This is a genomic window from Anaerocolumna sp. (assembly GCF_032079385.1).
Lineage (GTDB): Bacteria > Bacillota > Clostridia > Lachnospirales > Lachnospiraceae > Anaerocolumna.
Genome location: NZ_DAMAUC010000001.1, coordinates 20954 through 40529, shown reverse-complemented (window position 1 = coordinate 40529; position 19576 = coordinate 20954). Strand labels below are relative to the sequence as shown.

22 protein-coding genes are annotated in these 19576 nt (G+C 35.0%); all 22 read right to left on the bottom strand.

Going from position 1 to position 19576, the window contains the following annotated elements; all coding sequences use genetic code 11:
• Window positions 1–52: 52 nt before the first annotated feature.
• A complete protein-coding gene (locus RT261_RS00175) occupies window positions 53–784 on the bottom strand; it encodes a hypothetical protein (RefSeq protein WP_313127868.1) in 732 nt (243 codons plus the stop codon).
• 182 nt (window positions 785–966) lie between these two features.
• Entirely contained in the window at window positions 967–1974 is a 1008-nt protein-coding gene (locus tag RT261_RS00170) for a nucleoid-associated protein (protein ID WP_313127866.1), read from the bottom strand.
• A gap of 71 nt (window positions 1975–2045) precedes the next feature.
• On the bottom strand, window positions 2046–2651 hold the full coding sequence (locus RT261_RS00165; protein WP_313127864.1) for an HAD family hydrolase: 606 nt from the start codon (window positions 2649–2651) through the stop codon (window positions 2046–2048).
• A gap of 234 nt (window positions 2652–2885) precedes the next feature.
• Window positions 2886–3710 carry a cell wall hydrolase gene (locus RT261_RS00160; RefSeq protein ID WP_313127863.1) on the bottom strand — a complete coding sequence of 275 codons (825 nt, stop codon included), beginning with the start codon at window positions 3708–3710 and terminating at the stop codon, window positions 2886–2888.
• 331 nt (window positions 3711–4041) lie between these two features.
• Window positions 4042–5115, bottom strand: a complete 1074-nt coding sequence (gene rfbB, locus RT261_RS00155) for a dTDP-glucose 4,6-dehydratase (RefSeq protein ID WP_313127862.1) — start codon at window positions 5113–5115, stop codon at window positions 4042–4044.
• A 25-nt stretch (window positions 5116–5140) separates the two neighbouring features.
• Window positions 5141–6022, bottom strand: coding sequence for a dTDP-4-dehydrorhamnose reductase (gene rfbD, locus RT261_RS00150; RefSeq protein ID WP_313127860.1), 882 nt, complete (start codon window positions 6020–6022; stop codon window positions 5141–5143).
• A 13-nt stretch (window positions 6023–6035) separates the two neighbouring features.
• Window positions 6036–6581 carry a dTDP-4-dehydrorhamnose 3,5-epimerase gene (gene rfbC, locus RT261_RS00145; RefSeq protein ID WP_313127859.1) on the bottom strand — a complete coding sequence of 182 codons (546 nt, stop codon included), beginning with the start codon at window positions 6579–6581 and terminating at the stop codon, window positions 6036–6038.
• A 53-nt stretch (window positions 6582–6634) separates the two neighbouring features.
• Window positions 6635–7504 carry a glucose-1-phosphate thymidylyltransferase RfbA gene (rfbA, locus tag RT261_RS00140; protein WP_313127857.1) on the bottom strand — a complete coding sequence of 290 codons (870 nt, stop codon included), beginning with the start codon at window positions 7502–7504 and terminating at the stop codon, window positions 6635–6637.
• Between the two features lie 351 nt (window positions 7505–7855).
• A complete protein-coding gene (locus tag RT261_RS00135) occupies window positions 7856–8569 on the bottom strand; it encodes a GntR family transcriptional regulator (RefSeq protein WP_313127855.1) in 714 nt (237 codons plus the stop codon).
• 177 nt (window positions 8570–8746) lie between these two features.
• Window positions 8747–9139, bottom strand: a complete 393-nt coding sequence (locus RT261_RS00130) for a PTS sugar transporter subunit IIA (protein WP_313127854.1) — start codon at window positions 9137–9139, stop codon at window positions 8747–8749.
• Window positions 9140–9202: 63 nt separating this feature from the next.
• On the bottom strand, window positions 9203–10066 hold the full coding sequence (locus tag RT261_RS00125) for a PTS system mannose/fructose/sorbose family transporter subunit IID (RefSeq protein WP_313127852.1): 864 nt from the start codon (window positions 10064–10066) through the stop codon (window positions 9203–9205).
• Window positions 10066–10860, bottom strand: coding sequence for a PTS mannose/fructose/sorbose/N-acetylgalactosamine transporter subunit IIC (locus tag RT261_RS00120; RefSeq protein ID WP_313127850.1), 795 nt, complete (start codon window positions 10858–10860; stop codon window positions 10066–10068). Before RT261_RS00120 ends, RT261_RS00125 begins: the two co-directional genes overlap by 1 nt.
• A gap of 18 nt (window positions 10861–10878) precedes the next feature.
• Window positions 10879–11367 carry a PTS system mannose/fructose/N-acetylgalactosamine-transporter subunit IIB gene (locus RT261_RS00115; RefSeq protein ID WP_313127848.1) on the bottom strand — a complete coding sequence of 163 codons (489 nt, stop codon included), beginning with the start codon at window positions 11365–11367 and terminating at the stop codon, window positions 10879–10881.
• 70 nt (window positions 11368–11437) lie between these two features.
• A complete protein-coding gene (gene murQ, locus RT261_RS00110) occupies window positions 11438–12331 on the bottom strand; it encodes an N-acetylmuramic acid 6-phosphate etherase (RefSeq protein ID WP_313127846.1) in 894 nt (297 codons plus the stop codon).
• 4 nt (window positions 12332–12335) lie between these two features.
• On the bottom strand, window positions 12336–13016 hold the full coding sequence (locus RT261_RS00105) for a PIG-L deacetylase family protein (RefSeq protein ID WP_313127845.1): 681 nt from the start codon (window positions 13014–13016) through the stop codon (window positions 12336–12338).
• A 14-nt stretch (window positions 13017–13030) separates the two neighbouring features.
• Window positions 13031–13969, bottom strand: a complete 939-nt coding sequence (locus RT261_RS00100; RefSeq protein WP_331665343.1) for a GNAT family N-acetyltransferase — start codon at window positions 13967–13969, stop codon at window positions 13031–13033.
• 443 nt (window positions 13970–14412) lie between these two features.
• A complete protein-coding gene (locus RT261_RS00095) occupies window positions 14413–14769 on the bottom strand; it encodes a YbaN family protein (RefSeq protein ID WP_313127841.1) in 357 nt (118 codons plus the stop codon).
• A gap of 111 nt (window positions 14770–14880) precedes the next feature.
• On the bottom strand, window positions 14881–16083 hold the full coding sequence (locus RT261_RS00090; RefSeq protein WP_313127839.1) for a DUF438 domain-containing protein: 1203 nt from the start codon (window positions 16081–16083) through the stop codon (window positions 14881–14883).
• A gap of 10 nt (window positions 16084–16093) precedes the next feature.
• The gene (locus tag RT261_RS00085; protein WP_313127837.1) at window positions 16094–16324 is read right to left on the bottom strand and encodes a DUF1858 domain-containing protein; all 231 of its coding nucleotides are present in this window, start codon (window positions 16322–16324) and stop codon (window positions 16094–16096) included.
• 33 nt (window positions 16325–16357) lie between these two features.
• Window positions 16358–17047 carry an iron-sulfur cluster repair di-iron protein gene (gene ric, locus RT261_RS00080; RefSeq protein WP_313127835.1) on the bottom strand — a complete coding sequence of 230 codons (690 nt, stop codon included), beginning with the start codon at window positions 17045–17047 and terminating at the stop codon, window positions 16358–16360.
• Between the two features lie 432 nt (window positions 17048–17479).
• Complete coding sequence (locus tag RT261_RS00075; protein WP_313127833.1) at window positions 17480–18199, bottom strand: Crp/Fnr family transcriptional regulator; 720 nt, start codon at window positions 18197–18199, stop codon at window positions 17480–17482.
• A gap of 166 nt (window positions 18200–18365) precedes the next feature.
• The gene (locus RT261_RS00070; protein ID WP_313127832.1) at window positions 18366–19556 is read right to left on the bottom strand and encodes an anaerobic nitric oxide reductase flavorubredoxin; all 1191 of its coding nucleotides are present in this window, start codon (window positions 19554–19556) and stop codon (window positions 18366–18368) included.
• Window positions 19557–19576 lie beyond the last annotated feature (20 nt).

The window sequence follows — 19576 nt, the reverse complement described above, 5'->3', positions numbered from 1 at the left end:
ATTAAGAAATATCCGTATCCGGTATCCATACATTTTGCAACAGCCCTTTAATTTATTTAATTTCTACAAAATCGTCACTTAAACTATCAAATTGAAACATTGCGCTTCCGTCTACGGCTACATAATACACACCCATATTTACTCTTTTATTGTCTTTTACTTCAGCAAAAGCATTAATTCCATAACACTCCACTCCATTTACCATGGTTGTCCAATCATCATAAATAATGGTATATTCGGACAATTCCGCCGGCAGGTTAAGTATTTTCCCAGGAACTTCATTTAATTTAGCAAGGGCATCTTCCTTGGTAAAATCATGACTTGTTTCTTCCGGATCTTTAGTTGTCTGAGTAAACAAAGGATGTTCCTCAAAAGTACTTACTATTCCATCCTGATAGTAACAGAATATCTCACCGCTTAATTTATCTACAATCACATCAGGTTCTATGACCGCTAAACTATCACTAATCTGGAATTTATAGTATTCTTTTCCGTCTACCATAAGGTTGTCTTCCAATAATTCAATGGTATAGCCACGTTCACCAATAACTTTTTGAATATTCTTAATAGCATCTGCTTCGCTAATATAATCCGGTTCTTCCGGTGTTGGTGTGATATTTGGCGTTACAGTTGGCGTTGGTGTGGGAGTGGAAGTAGGTGCAGGGCTGGGGGTGATCGTTTCTTTCCCTGTATTATCCCCTTCTTTCTTCTTTCCGCATGCTGCTAATGCAAGACAAGCTGTTATTATGCATATAAATAATATCGTATATTTTCTTTTCTTCATATGAATCACTCCATTCTTATATTGCCAGCAGAATCCCACACAATAGGGAGCCTGGCTTCCGGCACCTTAATAGGGTACCCAAACTGTATATGAGATTTAATACCATTATATATGAATATAATAAGTTAAACAAGCATTATTTCCCAATAAGAAGTATACCGTAATAATATTTTATTTTCCCACTATTTTGATGATATATGATTAATATTTTTAATAAGAACCGAAATCGTACCATCCGGATTATTAATGAATTCAACACTATTATCGTTGTATTGTTCCATAGGTATATTAATCTCAATTCCTGTATCTGTTTTTAAAAATTGTTTTTCAAATTTCTTTGTGGTTTGCTTATTCTGTGGTTTTACTTCCTCTGTCTGCAAATTATACTTTTCCAATTTCTCCGTGAATTCTTCTTTTAATTCCGTCTGTTCCTGAAAAAGTTTCTCGCTGATACTTTCCACGTTAATAGAGCCTTGCTCTACGTATTCCTGATATATGGCAGCTTTGGTTTCCATTTGTCTGTCCAAATCTTCTTCAAAATACTTTTGATTGATTTGATCCACAGCCTTGGTAATAATATTTAGCTTTGCCTTTTGCGACAATTTGGTTTGACATTGTAAAAAAACCTGGGATAAATAATTTGTTTTCACTCCATTTACTTCATATTTTTTTTCCACCAGCTGTATGGTATAATCACTTAGATTAATTAGTACTGCTTCTGACAGTTTTGCAGATTCATTGGGCAGGGTTACCTTTTGCTTAATAATATCATTATAATTACCACTTTCTACCGCTTGCGCATAATGAATATATGTTTCTTTGTAATTCATCTTTAACAATGCTAAATGAAGTGTACTATTTACCTGATAAGTTACAACCAGTAAATCAGCAGGTGTTATATCTATATTCTGATTCATAATGGTGTATAGGTATTTTGCAATTTCCTGGCTGATGGGTATCAAATTCTCTTCTGAAAAGTTTTCGATACATTTATATACATAGGACTCTTCTTTATTAAAATTACAGTTTTTCATATCATCACTGGCAGCAATCCGGTAAATATGACCTCTTAAAAAATCATTTAAATCCGGACCCATTTCCAGTAGATAATCGGACAACACCGGCATTCCTAATGTAGAGTCCAGTATATGTACGATGGCATTTCGAATTATAATTTCATCACGTTCCATTTAACTTTATTCCTTCCATGGCCTAAATATTTATGACATTATGATATTTTATATGAAATCTTTCTTTCTGTCTAGATATTAACTCCAAGGATTTTTAATTCTTCCACCGCTTTATCATATTCTGTAAAATGAATTGTATGGAAACCAAAGGCCTTTGCTCCTTCAAGATTTGCTAAGGAATCATCAAGGAATACCGCTTCTTTAGGATCAAATTGATATTTATCAATAAGTGCCTGATATATCTCAGGTTCCGGTTTTATATGCTTTACTTCATAAGAAATTATGCCCCCATCTACATAGGGTATAAATTTAAAACTTGATTTGGCATATGCAAAATTAGTCTTTCCATAGTTGGATAACAGATATACCTTATGGCCGTTTGCTTTCAGTTTCTTCACAAAGTCAGCAGAATAATCATATTCCTGAACAAGCTTTTCAGGACTTCCTTTTAACTGCCTGATTTCCTTCGCAACGCTTGGATCATTGGAAATAAATGCATTAATAAGTTCTTCATCACTTAAAATACCTCTATCCTCCTCACCCCACTCTTTACTTAATACCGTTGCTTTACTTACTCTATCTATTTTTTCCTTATCATAACCGCAATCTGTTAAGTATTCCCTCCATCTAAAATGTGCCATAACTTGTCCAATGTCCAAAATAATTGTTTTAATCATATTTGTAACCTTGCTCCTTTCACAGGTTGAGAATTAATTTTTTAACCTTGCTCATTCTATTGTAAATTTAAAAAAGGCTGTTGCAAAACAATAACTGCCATCTTGAGAGTGCGAATTCAGCAAAGCTGAATTTAATCAGCAATGCTGGATTCACTGGAATAATCTCACTTTCATAATGAAATTATTCACCTAAACGGCTCAAAATGACAGTTTTACAATAACCTATTCTTATCCTTATTTAAATTGATGATTCCCTATTGAAAGGGTATGACCCTTTAATCTTCCGCTGAAAAATAAATACTTACTAAAATCTTTTTCCTTACCATCTAAGGTAAGGGTTGTTTTGCCACTTAATACTTCTTTAGCTGCCTGTATGCATTCTTTTTCATCTTCTGATGTAAATCTGCCCTTATCGTATTGATCTAAAGCTCTATCCAGTGAACCATTTCTAACAGGACTAAATTGATAGCTTTGATATACGACTCCCTTGATTGTATCGGGAAATGAACCAGATCTTACACGATTCATAATTACAATACCAACTGCTGCTTTACCCTTATAGGATTCACTTCCTGCTTCACAGTATATAATAGCGGATAATAACCTAAGATCTGCTTCAGAATATTTCTTCTTATCCTCTTTCTTTTCCGCTTTTTTTTCTACTTTTTTCTCTTTCGCTTTTGCTTCTGTTTTTTTATCAGAATCTTCTGCTTTCGCTTTTTTAACTTCTTTCGCTTTTTTAACTTCTTTCGCCGGTTCTGATTTTTTATCTATATTACTTGTTTCTTTATTATCTTCTTCTGTTTTTATTTCTTCTGTCTTTTCTTCCTGAGCAGCTTCTTCTGCTTTTGGTGTAGCTTCTTCTGTTACGGGTGTAACAACAGCACCTGCTGCCTCAATTACTTTTGCTGCTTCTGTTGTTTCTATTTCCTCTGTCTCAGTCGCTTCTACTTGTTCTGCATTAACGGTTACTTCTTCTGTTGCATATGTGTTGATTTTAGGAAATGCACATAGTAGGATTCCTACACCCATACACAATACTAACTTTCTGAATCTCATATTAATCTCCTTTTAAAGCCTGATAAAGATAGTCATATCCTTAAATTATGTTTCATATATTTAATAATTTAGGATAAAATATTTAAATCAAGTAATAATTATTTAATAATTATGTAATAATTATAACACCTTTTTGTAAAAAATCAAGTTTTTTTTGTAATTTTTAATTTTACCGTTAGTATTGCATTAATGCTATGCTTGTATCTGTGGTAAATCATTTCCTTCAACATGCCAAAACATAAAAGCAGCGAAGAACCTTTTCCTTATCTGAGATTCTTCGCCACATACTATTTATATATAATTTTATTACTTTTATTGATAAGGGTTTATATTACTTATACATTTCTGCATAGTACTTTTGATAATCCCCACTTGTTACATGTTCCATCCACTCTTGATTCTCAAGATACCATTGTATGGTTAAGCGGATACCCTCTGCAAACATTGTTTCCGGTTCCCAGCCGATTTCATCTTTTATTTTATCAGGAGCGATGGCATATCGCCTGTCATGTCCCTTGCGGTCATCTACATACTGAATTAAATCCTGATTAAGATGTCCCTGACGAGGATCCTGATCCGGTAAAAGCTCAGACAAAGTTTGTATAATCAAGTGGACAATCTCAATATTCTCTTTTTCATTATGTCCGCCTACATTATAGACTTCACCAGGTTTTCCTTGTTCCATCACCATGTCAATGGCTTTGGCATGATCTGTTACATATAACCAGTCTCTTACATTCTTTCCGTCACCATAGATTGGGAGTTTCTTACCAAGCAAAGCATTATTAACCATTAAAGGAATTAGTTTTTCCGGGAACTGGTAAGGCCCATAGTTGTTGCTGCATCTTGTTATATTAGCTGGAAAATGGAAGGTGTCTATGTAAGACTTTACTAACATATCTGCGGATGCTTTACTGGCGGAATATGGGCTGTGAGGGTCTATTGGTGTTGACTCATAAAAATACCCTCCTTCATCATCCAAAGAACCATATACTTCATCTGTGGAAACCTGAAGATATTTTTTATCTTCCTTATAACCCTCTTCTGTCTCCCAGGCACACTTAGCTGCATCCAACAGATTTAAGGTACCCATTACATTAGTATTTACGAATACCTGAGGATTACGAATACTGCGGTCTACATGGCTTTCAGCTGCAAAATGAACAACTCTGTCAATATCATACTTTTGAAAAATCTCATGAATAGCATCTTTGTTGCAAATGTCCTCTTTTATAAATGTATAATTAGATCTCTTCTCAATGGAAGTCAGATTTTCAGGATTTCCTGCATAGGTAAGGCAATCCACATTAATAATATGAATATTATTCTGGTATTTTTCAAACATGTAATGAATGTAATTGGAACCTATAAATCCGGAACCTCCGGTTACTAAATAAGTTTTCACGATTGTCCTCCTGTTATTTATTCTTCTATAAGGTAATGTTAGCTTTCATATATTCTTGTAAAGCATCCTTCCATGGTTTCATGTAATAATCCAATTCTTTTAACTTTTTGTTCTCAAGAACAGAATATTTCGGCCTTTTTGCCGGTGTCGGATATTCTTCTGTGGTAAGAGATTTTACTGTTACCGCTTTACCTGCTAATCGGAATATTTCCGTAGCAAATTCATACCAGGTTGCGATACCTTCACAAGTTCCATGATAAAGTCCATAGTTTTCCGTATTCATCAAGAATACGATAGCTTTGGCTAATTCCTGTGCACTGGTGGGAGTACCAAACTGGTCTCTTACTACACCAATTTCCTTATGTTCTTCTGCCAGTTTAAGCATGGTATTTACAAAGTTCTTACCTTCACCATAAAACCAGGCAGTACGTATAATGAAGTACTTATCACAGTAATTTTGTACGAATCTTTCCCCCTCTAATTTAGTTTTACCGTATACGGTTTGGGGATTCGTCTCATCTTCTTCTGTATAAGGAGTTTTTTTCTCACCATCAAATACATAATCGGTTGATACATGAATGAATTTTGCATCAATGGCATGAGCAGCCACAGCCAGGTTTTTTGGTCCAAGGGCATTCATTTCATATGCCTTTTCCTTCTCGCTTTCACACAAATCCACTGCTGTATGAGCAGCACAATTCACGATAACATCCGGTTTTAAATCTTGCACAATGTTGGTAACTGCCAGTGGATTGGTTATATCAAGAATTATCGGACAATAAGCAGTGGGCTCTCTTCTGCTGGTGTTAAGGATTATAGTGTCTGAATCTAGCTGTTCTTTTAATACTGCATTCAGCGCCCGTCCTAACTGTCCGTTGGCACCGGTTATTAAAATACTTTTCTTCATTGTAACTATCTCCTTATTTTATATCCTTAAAGTTTTGTTGTCTTAAGTCCTTCTCAGATAATATGATTTCCATATCCTTTATGGGCCAGTCTATATTTAAATCTTTATCATTCCAGCTAATACCTGCCTGATCCTCCGGGTAATAAAAATCCGTACATTTGTAGGCGAATTCCGCTTCTTCCGATAGTACCAAAAAGCCATGTGCAAAGCCTTCCGGAATGTAGAATTGCTTTTTATTTTCCTCTGATAAATATTCCCCGTGCCACTTTCCATAAGTTTTCGAACCAGGCCTGATATCTACTGCCACATCGAATACTACACCTTTTAAAACACGAACCAATTTACCCTGTGGATGTTTTATTTGAAAATGCAGGCCTCTAAGTACACCTTTTCTGGATAATGACTGATTATCCTGTACAAATACCTGAGAAAGTCCTGCGTTTTTAAAATCCTCATAATTATAGGTTTCCATAAAATATCCGCGATTGTCCCCAATACATTTTGGTTCCACTGCATACAACCCCTCTATATCCAGTTTAATAAAATTAAATTGTCCCATTTTATATCTCCTATAAATCTATTTCTTCTATACTGTTATTTATTTAGTTTAAACTATAATCCTTTGGATACATCAGCTAAATATTTGCCATAATCCGTTTGTAAAAGTGGTTCTGCCAATGTAAGCAATTGCTCTTTATTAATATAGCCTTTCTTATATGCTATTTCTTCAATACAGGAAATATACAATCCCTGTCTCTTCTGAATAGACGCTACATAATTGGCAGCATCCAATAAGGAATCATGATTGCCGGTATCCAACCAAGCCATACCACGTCCCAAAGTTTCCACGTTTAACTCACCTAATTCTAAATATGCATTATTCACAGTAGTTATCTCAATCTCACCTCTTGGAGACGGTTTCACATCTTTTGCAATTTCAATAACACGATTATCATAAAAATAAAGTCCGGGAACAGCAAAGTTTGACTTAGGGTTCTTTGGCTTTTCTTCAATGGATATTGCTTTTCCCTCTTGATCAAACTCTACAACTCCATACGCTCTCGGATCTCTTACATAATATCCGAATATGGTAGCACCTGTTTCTCTTGCAACTGCTCTTTCCAAAGTGGCTGTAAAACTTCTTCCGTAGAATATATTATCTCCCAGAATTAAGGCAACTCTATCATTTCCAATAAATTGTTCCCCAATAATAAATGCCTCTGCAAGGCCCTTGGGCTCCTTTTGAACAGCATAAGAGAATGACATGCCAATATTGCTGCCGTCTCTCAATAATTCTTCAAAAACCGGTAAATCTCTTGGTGTAGAGATTACCAGCACTTCTCTGATACCTGCTAACATCAATACGGACAATGGATAATATATCATTGGTTTATCATAAATTGGCAGTATTTGCTTTGACACTGCTTTGGTAATCGGATAAAGTCTTGTGCCAGAACCGCCTGCCAGAATAATTCCCTTCATAATAGCCTCCTGCGTATTTTCCTTACTATATTGTAATAATATCGTATTCACCTTGTACTAACATTCTAGTTCATTTTACCACACATTCATATAAATGTCTTTTCTTTTTTACAAATATAAATCTGCTCTTCCCCATTGTATAGACAGCTTATCTAAAATCTCAGAATTTAGTACACTTAAGTCATTTGCCAAAATTACAAATTTCATACTGTATGATGGCATATTTTATTTAACAAAAAATACCCATGATAGCTATTTTGCGAATCTGCACAACATAACCATTTGGGTATTTTTCTTTATAATGTAGTCATGATTTATTTACCACGACAATGTTTTACCACTATTTTCTTCTTAAATTTTTACTTCTACTGTTACAGAATACCACTCCTTATTGAAAAAAGTCTCAGCATATTCGATAACTTTACCAGACTGGTCAACAGTTGTCCTTTTAACAAAGAAAGCATCTGTATTCTTTTTAATATTCATTAATTTAGCGATTCTGCTATCATTTACTTCTTTAATTGAATAATTCTCCGTTGCAGATACTGGTACTATATTATTTTCAGCCAAGGTCTTATAAAAAGATTTATTTTCCCGAATTCTCTGAGCCTGATTAAGACTAAGTAAATTACTATCCATATAGGAAATTTGATAAGCAATTGGCTCATTATTAACAAGTCTTATTCTTTTTACACATACGATCATTTGATTTTGCGGAATTAGTAACTTATCTGCAATGCTGTCATTAATAACTTCTTCAATTTTATCCACCTGCATATCTATCTTATAACCTTGTTGCAATAATTCATCACTAAAACTAATTGAGGTTAACCTCCGATTCATGTGTTTTTTTGCAACATACGTCCCTTTACCCTGCACACCAATCAAATAATCTTCCTTTATTAAATCATCAAATGCTTTTCTAACCGTAATGGTAGATACGTTATATTTTTTCTTAAGCACAGATCCACTATCAACCTTATCCCCCGGCTGCAGCTCACCCGACTTAATGGCATTGATAATATCCTCCTTGATTTGTAAGTACTTTGGTACTTGATACTCCATAAAAATATACTACCTCCTAATATGTTAACATAAACACTAATAAATATTATATCATACTATTTAAAAAGTGCAAATAGCTAACGATAGCAGCTGATGAATCATTACATCTAAATATATCAAGAACCTGCTTAAGTAAAAATAGAATCTCCACCACTTCCCAATATATGCTTATTTTACTTATTCAGGAAACTTTGCTACCGCTGACTTAGAGGTATTAACAACACGATCAGCCAGCTCTTCAATGGAGAGATCACCATCTTCAATCATTGTTAACTCTAAAAATGCCATTGTGTTCAAGCCCGCTACTGTATAGTACTTCCCTGGATGATTTACGCAGATTTCCGCAGCTACCCGGAATGGTGAGGCTCCGAGTAAATCGCAGGCAAAAAGCACTTCGTCCTCATTAAAATCCTGTATCACATGATTAATCTTGGCCTTGAATCCGGACAAATCATCTTCTTTAGTTAAATCTATAAAATACATGGCGTCTGATAATCCGGCTATCATTTCTAAATTCTGTTTTACACCTTCAGCATAACCACCATGCCCCATTACTACTACTCTTATCATGTTATAGTCTCCTTTGGCTTATCTTATATTTAACAGATTAATCTATTAGCTGTGATTGTTCAATTATGCATAAAATCCTGTTGAATATCCTATAAAGGTAAGTACACATGCCATTACCAGAATTATTCCCATTAGTTTAAGTGGTGACCATTTTTTCTTGGAATATAAGTAATATACAACTAAGGTTAAGAGCAAAGGCAAAATCTTAGGGAAAATAGAATTAACAACTTTATCGGCATCGAATATTACTTGATTTACAAGCGTTTCACCTGTTGTTGGATCAAATACATCTCTGATAATTTGAATCGGTAAAGTGAAATTAACGAAAGATGCGGTTAATGCACCCACAACGATTAAGCCTAATACTGTCATGGTATCCGTTAAAGAATTAAGTTTCCCGGTTGACATAAATCCCTGCATGCCGTCAATACCGGATTTATAACCCAATTTAAATAAATACCAACTTAGAATACAGGTTCCGATAGGATAAACAATCATATATATAATTGGTCCCAACCAGGCAGATGCCTGAGATGTCTGTGAGATTGACAAACAAATAGTTAAAAGGATCGGTATGAAGGTTGCAACCCATAAAGAATCTCCAATTGCAGCAGTCGGGCCAATCAAGGCAACCTTGACACTGCTGATTAATTCCGGAGTACAGGTTTTATTGGCATTTGCTTCTTCTAGCCCGCAAACCACGCCGTTGCAAATAGAACCTACTTGTGATTCTGTATTAAAAAGAGTGATATGCCTCTTTAATGCCTCTGCTTTTTCCTCTTTCGTATCATATAACTCTTCAATTACCGGTGCCATTGACTGTCCGAAAGCTAAGCCCAACATACTTTCAGCCTGTTGAGAACATCCATTCCAGAAAAACCAATTAAAAAATGATTTTTTAAGCGTTTTATCACTAATTTTCTTCATTATAATGATTCTCCTCTCTTTGTCTCTAAATCTGAATTGATAACATAATACAACACAGCGATGATCGTTGCTACCACAGCAACTGCCATTGTAGTTAAATTAAAGTAAGTGATCAGAATAAATCCGGCAAGGAAAATTACGATGTGATACTTTTTCTTTAATAAGAAGGAAAGTATAATTCCCATTCCCAATGCAGCCATCATACCGCCAAAGATACCCAATGCAGTTGTAACCCAGCCCGGAATCAGAGATGCAAAATCTCCCTGGGCAGAAGCTGCCGTCATAGAAGTCAATAAAATTACGGCAGGAATGAAACGGCACCCGAAACCAATTAATTGTCCTAATACAAGATTGGGAATAAACATTTTTTTGGTCTCACCTGCATCAGCATACCTACGAGCTACTATATTCAAGGGTAAGTTCAAAGCATATGAAATATTCCACATAATCTGTCCAATTAATCCACCAATGCCAGCAAAAACAACCGCCAGACCAATTATTTCTGTAATATCTAATCCTTTACCAAATACAAGTGCGCCTGCAACACCAATATAGGTGGCGTAAGATAAATCCCAAGCAACTGCACCACCCGGTGTCACATTACCCATATACATGATCTGTAATGAGATACCCACCAAGATGGCAGTTTGAACATCCCCCATAATAATTCCAACAACTAATGAAGCGACCAATGGTCTTCCTAATGTATACCAGCCGATTGTATTTCCTACAACTGAGCCAATTGAACCCAAATACACAAATAAGGCGATTAAAATAATTTGATAAATTTGCATACTCTTCTCCTCTTCTAATTAGATAGATTTTTTAAATGTCTCCCAGCTAATTTTTGTCGTTGATGGTAATTGTTGAAAACAGACTTCTGTTCCTTCTAAAACCACACGATCAATAACGCTAACATCCTTATCACTTAAATAGAATATTCCTGTAGCACCGCTTACTTTATGAATTGTGTCATCATGTTTTGCAAGGTTTCCTAAAATAATTAGTTCTGCATGTTTTATTTCTTCCATCATTTCATCTAATTTTCCAGGAAATTTAACAATAACCAAACGATTAACATTACTCTCCACAGCCAAAATCTTTTTTGCCTCTTCCGTTGTTACAATATGGGTCTTATAGGAGGATGGTACCCCCATTGTCATAATTGACTTAAGAACCGGATTCTTAGCGCTTTTATCATCAACCGCAATAATCTCCTTTATTGATAGTGTGGGACACCATGCAACAATCGTCTGTCCATGAATTAATCTGTCATCAACCCTTATAAATGTCTTAGCCATTTTGCTTCTCCTTTCTTTGATTTATTACTACTGCCCCTGTAATTCAAAGGGTTACTTACTTGAATATATACTAAATACACTTTCTAATAAAGCCTTGATTCTCATTAATTCTTTTTTCCGCTTCTTCTTTTGTGACACCTGTTAATATCATTATAATTGCTTCCTTAATAGAGAAGTCAGCGGCTTCTAAAGCCTCTGCAGCAGTTTCCATATCACATCCTGTGCTTTGTATTACAATCCGCTTAGCACGTTCCACCAGCTTAAGATTTGTAGGTTTCATATCAACCATCAGATTTCCATATACTTTACCTATTCCAACCATAGTTGCTGTTGATATCATATTTAAAATGATTTTTTGGCAGGTGCCGGCTTTTAAACGGGTGGAGCCAGTCAGAATCTCGGGACCAGCGTCGACTTCGATGGCTACATCTGCATATTCAGATAACTCAGAAGCTTTATTACAGGAAATACCAATACATTTTGCCTTTAATTTTCTGGCATGTTTTAATGCGCCAATTGCATAAGGGGTTCTGCCGGACGCTGCAATTGCAACAATAACATCTTTTTCTCCTGCGCTGATATTATCTAAATCAGCAGCTGCCAAATCCTCAGAATCCTCTGCGCCTTCTACCGCCTTTACAAAAGCTCTCTCACCACCTGCAATAAGACCGATTACTTCATCTGTTGTGGAGAAGGTCGGCATACATTCTACCGCATCTAAGATTCCTAATCTGCCGCTTGTTCCGGCTCCAATATAAATCAGTCTGCCGTTCTTCCTAAGTGCCTCAGTGGTTAAACGTATACTTTCTTCAATCTGTGGAAAAGCCTCTTTAATTGTATCAATAACATTCTGATCCTCTTCATTCATTATACGAAGCAATTCCATCGTAGACATTGTATCTAAATTCAATGTCTTTGGATTTCGACTTTCTGTTTTTATATTATCAATATTCACTTTCATCATACCTCTACCATAATTTATTCTCAATGAGACTGGCATACATATAGGAGACTGTAAAACCATCATTATTTGACTCAATTTGACGAACCTTACCTATTGTTGAATAATAGTCATTGTATGGGAAGTCATTAATTTCTCCCCTGAATACTGCGTACTCTTCCAGTCCTGTAAACCACTGTTTCACTTCATGTTGTTCAAGTTTAAAATAAGCTTGAGGAATAAATCCAACCAAATCTTCAAAATTTTCTCCATAAATCAATCGGATGGAATTACCCTTTTCACGCAAATGCTTCACTGCAGTAGTCACTGCGTCATGTGTGTTAATGTGCCTACGATGCATGGAACCACGCCAATGGGTAATAACAAGATCTACTTTTTCATCTACAAAATATTGTTCTAATCTTGATGAAAACTCTTCTAAGGAAGGCATATTACTGGAAACATATCCTAACCAGATTGTATCTCCGCCTAATTTATTGGCAGCATGTTTATTTTGTTCCAGTAATTGTTGTAAATATTCACTCTTTTCTTCTTCCGTTGCATTGGGATCTTCCAATCGGCCCTGGGTAACATGTATATAGGTGCAATGTACTCCTTGCCCCGCATACATTAGCATAATTGGCCCACCCAAAATCTCAGCATCCAAGGAATGGGCTCCGATGCTAACTACTCGTTTTATTTCATTCATAATTAGACTCCTCCTTATATCTTTTTTTCATAATCTACATAAGTTCTAAAAACTTTAACTCCATGTCTTTCATAAAATCTCCTGCCAGGTGCATCTGTTGATACAAAATACAAGTGATATATTCCTTGTTTCTCCATTTCTAATTGCATAATATCAAATAGTATCCCACCTATTCCATAATTCCTAACCTCTTCTTTAACTCCAATGGGGCCAAAGCGCATGGGATTACCATCAATCATCCGCATACAAAATCCAACAATTTCTTGTTTTGGATCTAAAACCAGTAAAATACAATCTTCTGCTGTATTGTTTTGCATAGAAATCAATGCATTTCGCTTCCACCCCCCACCAAATTCATTTTTTAAGAAATCAAGTAGTTCTAAGGCATATTTGTAATCAAAATTCAGAAAAGAAAATCCAGCTTCCTGAGCTTTTGATAATTTAGCCAAGCTTTCTTCGCTGATTTGATAGCCATGTAAATCCTTGCACATTGAATAGCTCTCTTCACCTGCTTTATAACCTAATTTATCGAAAAATTTAATTGCATCCCTGTAGTTATCTTTATCGATTCCAGGAAAGAAATAATTAGGGCTGTAAGCTGCAAGAGTTACTGTTTCAACACCCATAGATTTTAGCTTTTCCTCTGCATGTTCAACTAAACTAGTTCCGATGCCCTTTTGCCTATAATCAGTATCAACAAACATAACATTGATCCATCCTCTGGCGGGTTCCAGTCCCCTTTCAAGATAAGGAAACTTTCTTTTGGTTGCTAATAAAAATCCAACAACACTATCATTTAAGATTGCAACATAGCATAACTCCGTATCAAAGTTATCATCAAATAATGCCTGCTTTCTAAACTTATGAGATGTAATTGGATCTGCAATCATCGTTTTATTCCATAGATCAATCACTCCTTTCTCATATTTTTGATTATAATTTATTATGTGCACTTTTCTCATCCTCTCTTAATATCAAGCCAATATTAATCGGCTTACTACTTGTCATGTTAATATGTTGATATGTTAAGTAGGTTTATTGTAACATAGTATTTTATATTTAGCAATAGGATTTTTTATAATATTACTATACTTCTTAATAAACAGAATTATTTCTTAGTTAATTTATCTGTTTTCACACTATTCTTCTAACTTTTATTGTTTAGTATGCTTAATTGTTATATTCTTTGCAATGGGGAATTGAAAGTAGAACAAGGAGAACTACATCACAAAATGCTTTCCCCTGGAAAAATAAAAAATAATTGAAATGGAAAGCTACGCTATTACACCAAAACCTTGTGGCAAAGAAAAACCCCGTCAGTCCTGGTTAATATTGGACTGACGGGGTTTTTCTTACTTTATTTTGCTACAAAACTCAGGTTATTTTACCACACATTCTATCTGGTTTTCATTTTGCCCAAATAGATAGATACACAAACAGCAATCAGCAGTAAAATACTGTTTATTATCCTGTCCTGAATCAAAACCATAGATAGTATAATACCTGCCCATAGTGTTACTATGGCTTTGATTTTAACCTCTTTTGGAATTCCGGTATTATTCTCATAGTTTTCTATGTAACTTCCAAAGAATTTGCTCTTCTTTAACCATGCTGATAGCCTGGGGCTGCTTATAGAAAAACAGCCGCCGGCTAATAGCACAAATGGCGTGGTTGGTAAAACAGGAACGAATACGCCAACTGCTCCGAGTATTAAAGAAACAAATCCTATGATTAATAAAATGGTATTTTTCACTCTTACCCCCATTACATATTGCATCTGCTTGTAGATATAATACTTTGCTTGCAGATACGATACGCTCCTATTTTTCTACACCTTTATCTGATAATAAACTTTTCTATACCTTTATTCTGATAATAATCTTTTCTCTCCAGTTATCTCCTGAATCGGCTTTATATCCTGTGTTACTTCCAATACTCCCAGATATTCTCCCTCTGGACTGCGCACTGCAAAATAGCGGATGAATATATATTTGTCTCCTGCCTGGATCCAGAAGTCTTCGTGATTTTTCTTACCGGACTTAAAGTCCTCTACAATCTTTTCAACAATGTGGACACTTGCAGGGGGATGACAATTGGAAACGTTTCGTCCAATAATAGCTTTGGTACGTGGGAAGATTCTCTCCGAACTTTGTGAAAAGTATTTTACAACATCATCTTTATCCACAAAAGTTATGTCAAAAGGAAGTGAATTCAACATACAGGTTAATTCATCCACTTTTAAGACCCCTGATGGCAGTGTAATGGCTCCCGGTTCTTTGGCTTCTTCTTTTATTTCTTCCTTCGCTTCTTTTGCAGGATTCCATACAGGTACTTTATCCACTAAATATTCGATTTCATCTCCATCATTTGCTATGGATTTCCATTCATCCTGGGTTAATTTCTCAAGAAGCATTGGTAAAAGGATATTTTCTTCTTTAAAAATCATCTCATTTACTTTCTCAATCAGTGCATTTATCTTATCTTTTATAACATCGGTATCATCTGGAGATTCCACCAATAGCCCTTTTACTTCTTTAATCTGCTCACGAATCTCATCATCCACTCCCCACATAACTTTAGGTGGGGCAGTAATGCCATACTTCTCTAAGAAAGGAAAGAATAAATTTTCTTTTCTCTGATAATGGAGAGCAACCTTGGATAAATTATCAATGCCTTTGATTAATTCCTGCATATTTTTATCCTTTAAATCATGATAATATGGTTTTATCTCTTTTTCAAGAATCTTTTCAATGACTCTGTTCTCCCGAATCAGGGTATTGGCAGGATGTCCCGGTATCTGCTTTTGATCTGTGGGCTGGTGTATTTCTTCTATAGAGCCTTTAAATACTGCTGCATGAACATCACATAGCCTTTGAACCTCTGTAACCGGCAATCCTTCTGCAATTAAAGCACCTTCTGCTTCGGATATTTCAGAAGCGGACACTCCTGCAAATGCTTCTTCAAATTGCTGTTTTACTTCCTCAACGGTTTTTCCTTCATGTAATTGTTTGATAACTTCTTTAATTACATTTTTCCGATATTCTCTGTTATTAATACTTTCACTCATCGCAATCCTCCTATTCTTTTATTTCATATCCATGATTTATAAAACTTTCTTTAATGGTCTCCATGGGAATCTTCTTCATTGCCGCACCTTTGGGTATGGTCATAAACCTGCCTGCGGTGTTTAACATGCCCGGGTTAGTTATATCTTTAAATCCAAGTTCTTTTAAAATATTAGGTATCTCAGAATTATTATTACATAATTCATAAACTGTTTTATTTAAATCAATTACTTTTTCAACCATATTCACCAAGCCCTTCCTATTTAGTATATCTAATTACCTGTCAGAATATTGCGCCAATAAAATATTATTTTCTAAATGAATATGCTGATGCAAATCCTGTTCCATTTCTTCCAGGTTTTTATAAGTTTTTGCAAAAGTTTCACAAGCATCTGCCGGCAATTGATAATCCTTTGTTATACTTCTAAGCTCTCTAAGAATTTCTCCAGCTGCTTCATGCTCGGTAATAATTTCATGGGTCAAATCTTTTATTTCCTTCAAATTCTCCTCTGCCTCCCCTACTATAGGAAAGACAAGGGTTTCTTCTTTTAGTAAATGCTGCTCAAGATCCGCTTTTAATTGGCCAAATAAACGATAAATCTCAAACAGTTCTTTATGATTTCTGCCATGTGCTCTTAAAACTATACTAAGCAGCTCTGCTGTATCCGGTAACGCCTTACGAAGATAACTGTGATGGGTATCTTCAATATACGCGGATAGTACTTCCGGACTCATTTCTTTAAAATTATTTTCTTGACCGAAATAAAGATTCTTTCGTTCTTCATCTGCTTGCTGAAGTTTTTCATAGATTTCAGCACCTGCTATATTTTGCTCCTTAATTACATCTGCCAGTAAACGATGCCCACCGCAACAATAATCAATGCCGTATTCTTTAAAAATCTCTGTTGCCTTTGGTAATTCTGCTACTACTGTTCCAATTGTATTGTTTCTATCTATTATATTCATAAAGGATCCTCCTTTTGAGTTATAGCTGCATTATTCAGCGTCTTTGTTTAATTTCTGACCTAAGTATAACCGGAAGACAGATAGATTTCTGTGATTGTAATCATATTTTATAGATACTTTTAAAATTTAGTAAATGTTTCTAATCAGTAAATATTTCTATAACATAATCTTCTGGAAATTTAAGAAAACTTCTCAAAAAAAATAGCCAGTTAAATTTCGATTCTCATCTCCATACCCAGCTATTCATTCTATTCCACTATGCTTTTATAAACATTATGCTATTTTATTCTTTTATTTTCTATTTATTCTTTTATTTTATTCCTTATTTTATCCTTTTATTTTACCTCAGTCTTTATTCTTTTCATTCTCTTTAGTTTTTATTTTTCTATATTTCATTATTTAACTATTACTTTTCAACATATTCTCAATATTTCAAGCATTTCCTGCTATATCCCTTATTGCTTCTTCCTCTTTTAGTAATATAGATTTATTGCTTACCGACTGTATATACCCTTCACTTTCAAACTGTCCAAGTTTACGGCTGACAGTTTCTCTTGCAAGTCCCAGATAGTTAGCCATTCCTTCACGGCTAAGAGGCAAGCGAATGAGAATTCCCTCCGGAACTTTCTTACCATACTTTTTAGAAAAATCCAATAGTAAAGAGCTGACACGGGCATCCACGCTCTTTGCTCCAATATTCTGGATGGTATTTAACAGCTGGGTGACTCTTTCTCCAAGTTCCTCGATAATCTGCATGGCTATATTGGGATAATTTAAAATCAGCTGAGTAAAATTTTCTTTTGAAAACATACAAACCTTAACTTTTTCTAATGTTTCTACCGTAAAGGTTGCGATTTGATCACTAAGCAAATATTGTTCTCCAAAAAAATCCCCTTCTGAGAACACATATAAGATTTGTTCTCTTCCGTCCGCTGTATACTTTAATGCTTTTGCACTGCCTTCATTTATAATAACAATAGAGTCTAATTTATCCCCTTCTTTATAGATGCATTCCCCTTTTCGGTATTCTCTATGGTTAATTAATGTTTTTACTTTCATGATATCTTCATGTGCAAGTGATGAAAAAATAGGTACCTTATGTATGCACAACCGATTTTGGCAATGTGCACAGTTTTTACTTATGGTGTTCATATTCTCGCCTCCTTTTGTAGATTATAACTTAAAAACTGCCACTTTGTAAAGCAAAGTGACAGTATATGAAGAGTATCTATATTTCAATTCTTCTTTGACTAATTACTATATTAGAATAGTTTTTTAAGCTTACAGGTAGAGAAATCTTATCCTGTTATAACAGGTATTATTGAATAGCCTTTACAAAGTCTTTACCGTATTCTTTTAGCACTTCTATTTCTGCATGATCAGGTACCCACAGGGACTTGTGTCCCTCATTTACTATCTTAAATCCGCATTTATCTAATTCTTCCGTTAATAGCTTTACCGCTTTTCCGCTCCAGCCGTAACTTCCGAAAGCAGCTGCACTTTTTCCCTTGAATTTCAAGCCCTTTATCATCTCCAGAAGTCCTCCGATGGAATGTAAATATCCTCCGTTTATTTCTGGTGATCCTAAAAGAATTGCTTTGGATTTAAATACCTCTGATAAAATATCATTTTTATCTTCTATGGCGGAATTAAATAGTTTAACGGTAACAGCAGGATCCACTTCCTGTATTCCTTCTGCAATGGCTTCTGCCATTTTTCTTGTGGAATTCCACATAGTATCGTAAATCAATGTAATCTGATTTTCCTGATAGTTGTCTGCCCATTCTAAATAATGTTCAATGATTTGAGCGGGATTCTCTTTCCATATGACACCGTGGCTGGTGCAAATGTAATCCACCGGTAAATTAAGAGCTAATACTTCTTTTATCTTCTTTATTACCAAAGGACTGAATGGAGTGAGAATATTGGCATAATACTTTATGGCTTCTGCATAAAGTTCTTCTTTATCCACCCGGTCATTATACAGGGTTTCTGTTGCATAATGCTGTCCAAATGCATCGTTACTAAATAATATATTATCCTCTGTCATATAAGTAAACATACTGTCCGGCCAGTGAAGCATAGGAGCTTCCACGAATACCAGCTTGCTCTCACCAATGTCAAGAGAATCACCGGTTTTCACAGTTACAAAGTTCCAATCTTCATGATAATGTCCTTTTAGAATCTTGGCACCATTAGCAGTACAATAAATCGGTGTGTTTGGAATTTCTCTCATAAGCTCAGGAAGTGCTCCGCTATGATCAATTTCTCCATGATTAGCAATAATATAATCAATTTCTTTCAGATCGATTTCCTTCTTTAATCTTGAAACAAACTCCTTATCATATGGCTGCCATACCGTATCAATTAATACTATTTTTTTATCCCTGATTAAATATGAATTATATGATGATCCCTTTTTTGTGGAAAATTCTTGTCCATGAAAATTTTTTAACTCCCAATCTACTTTACCAACCCAGGTTACTTTGTCTGTTATTCTTTTTCCCATCTTTATTACCTCCAATCTTT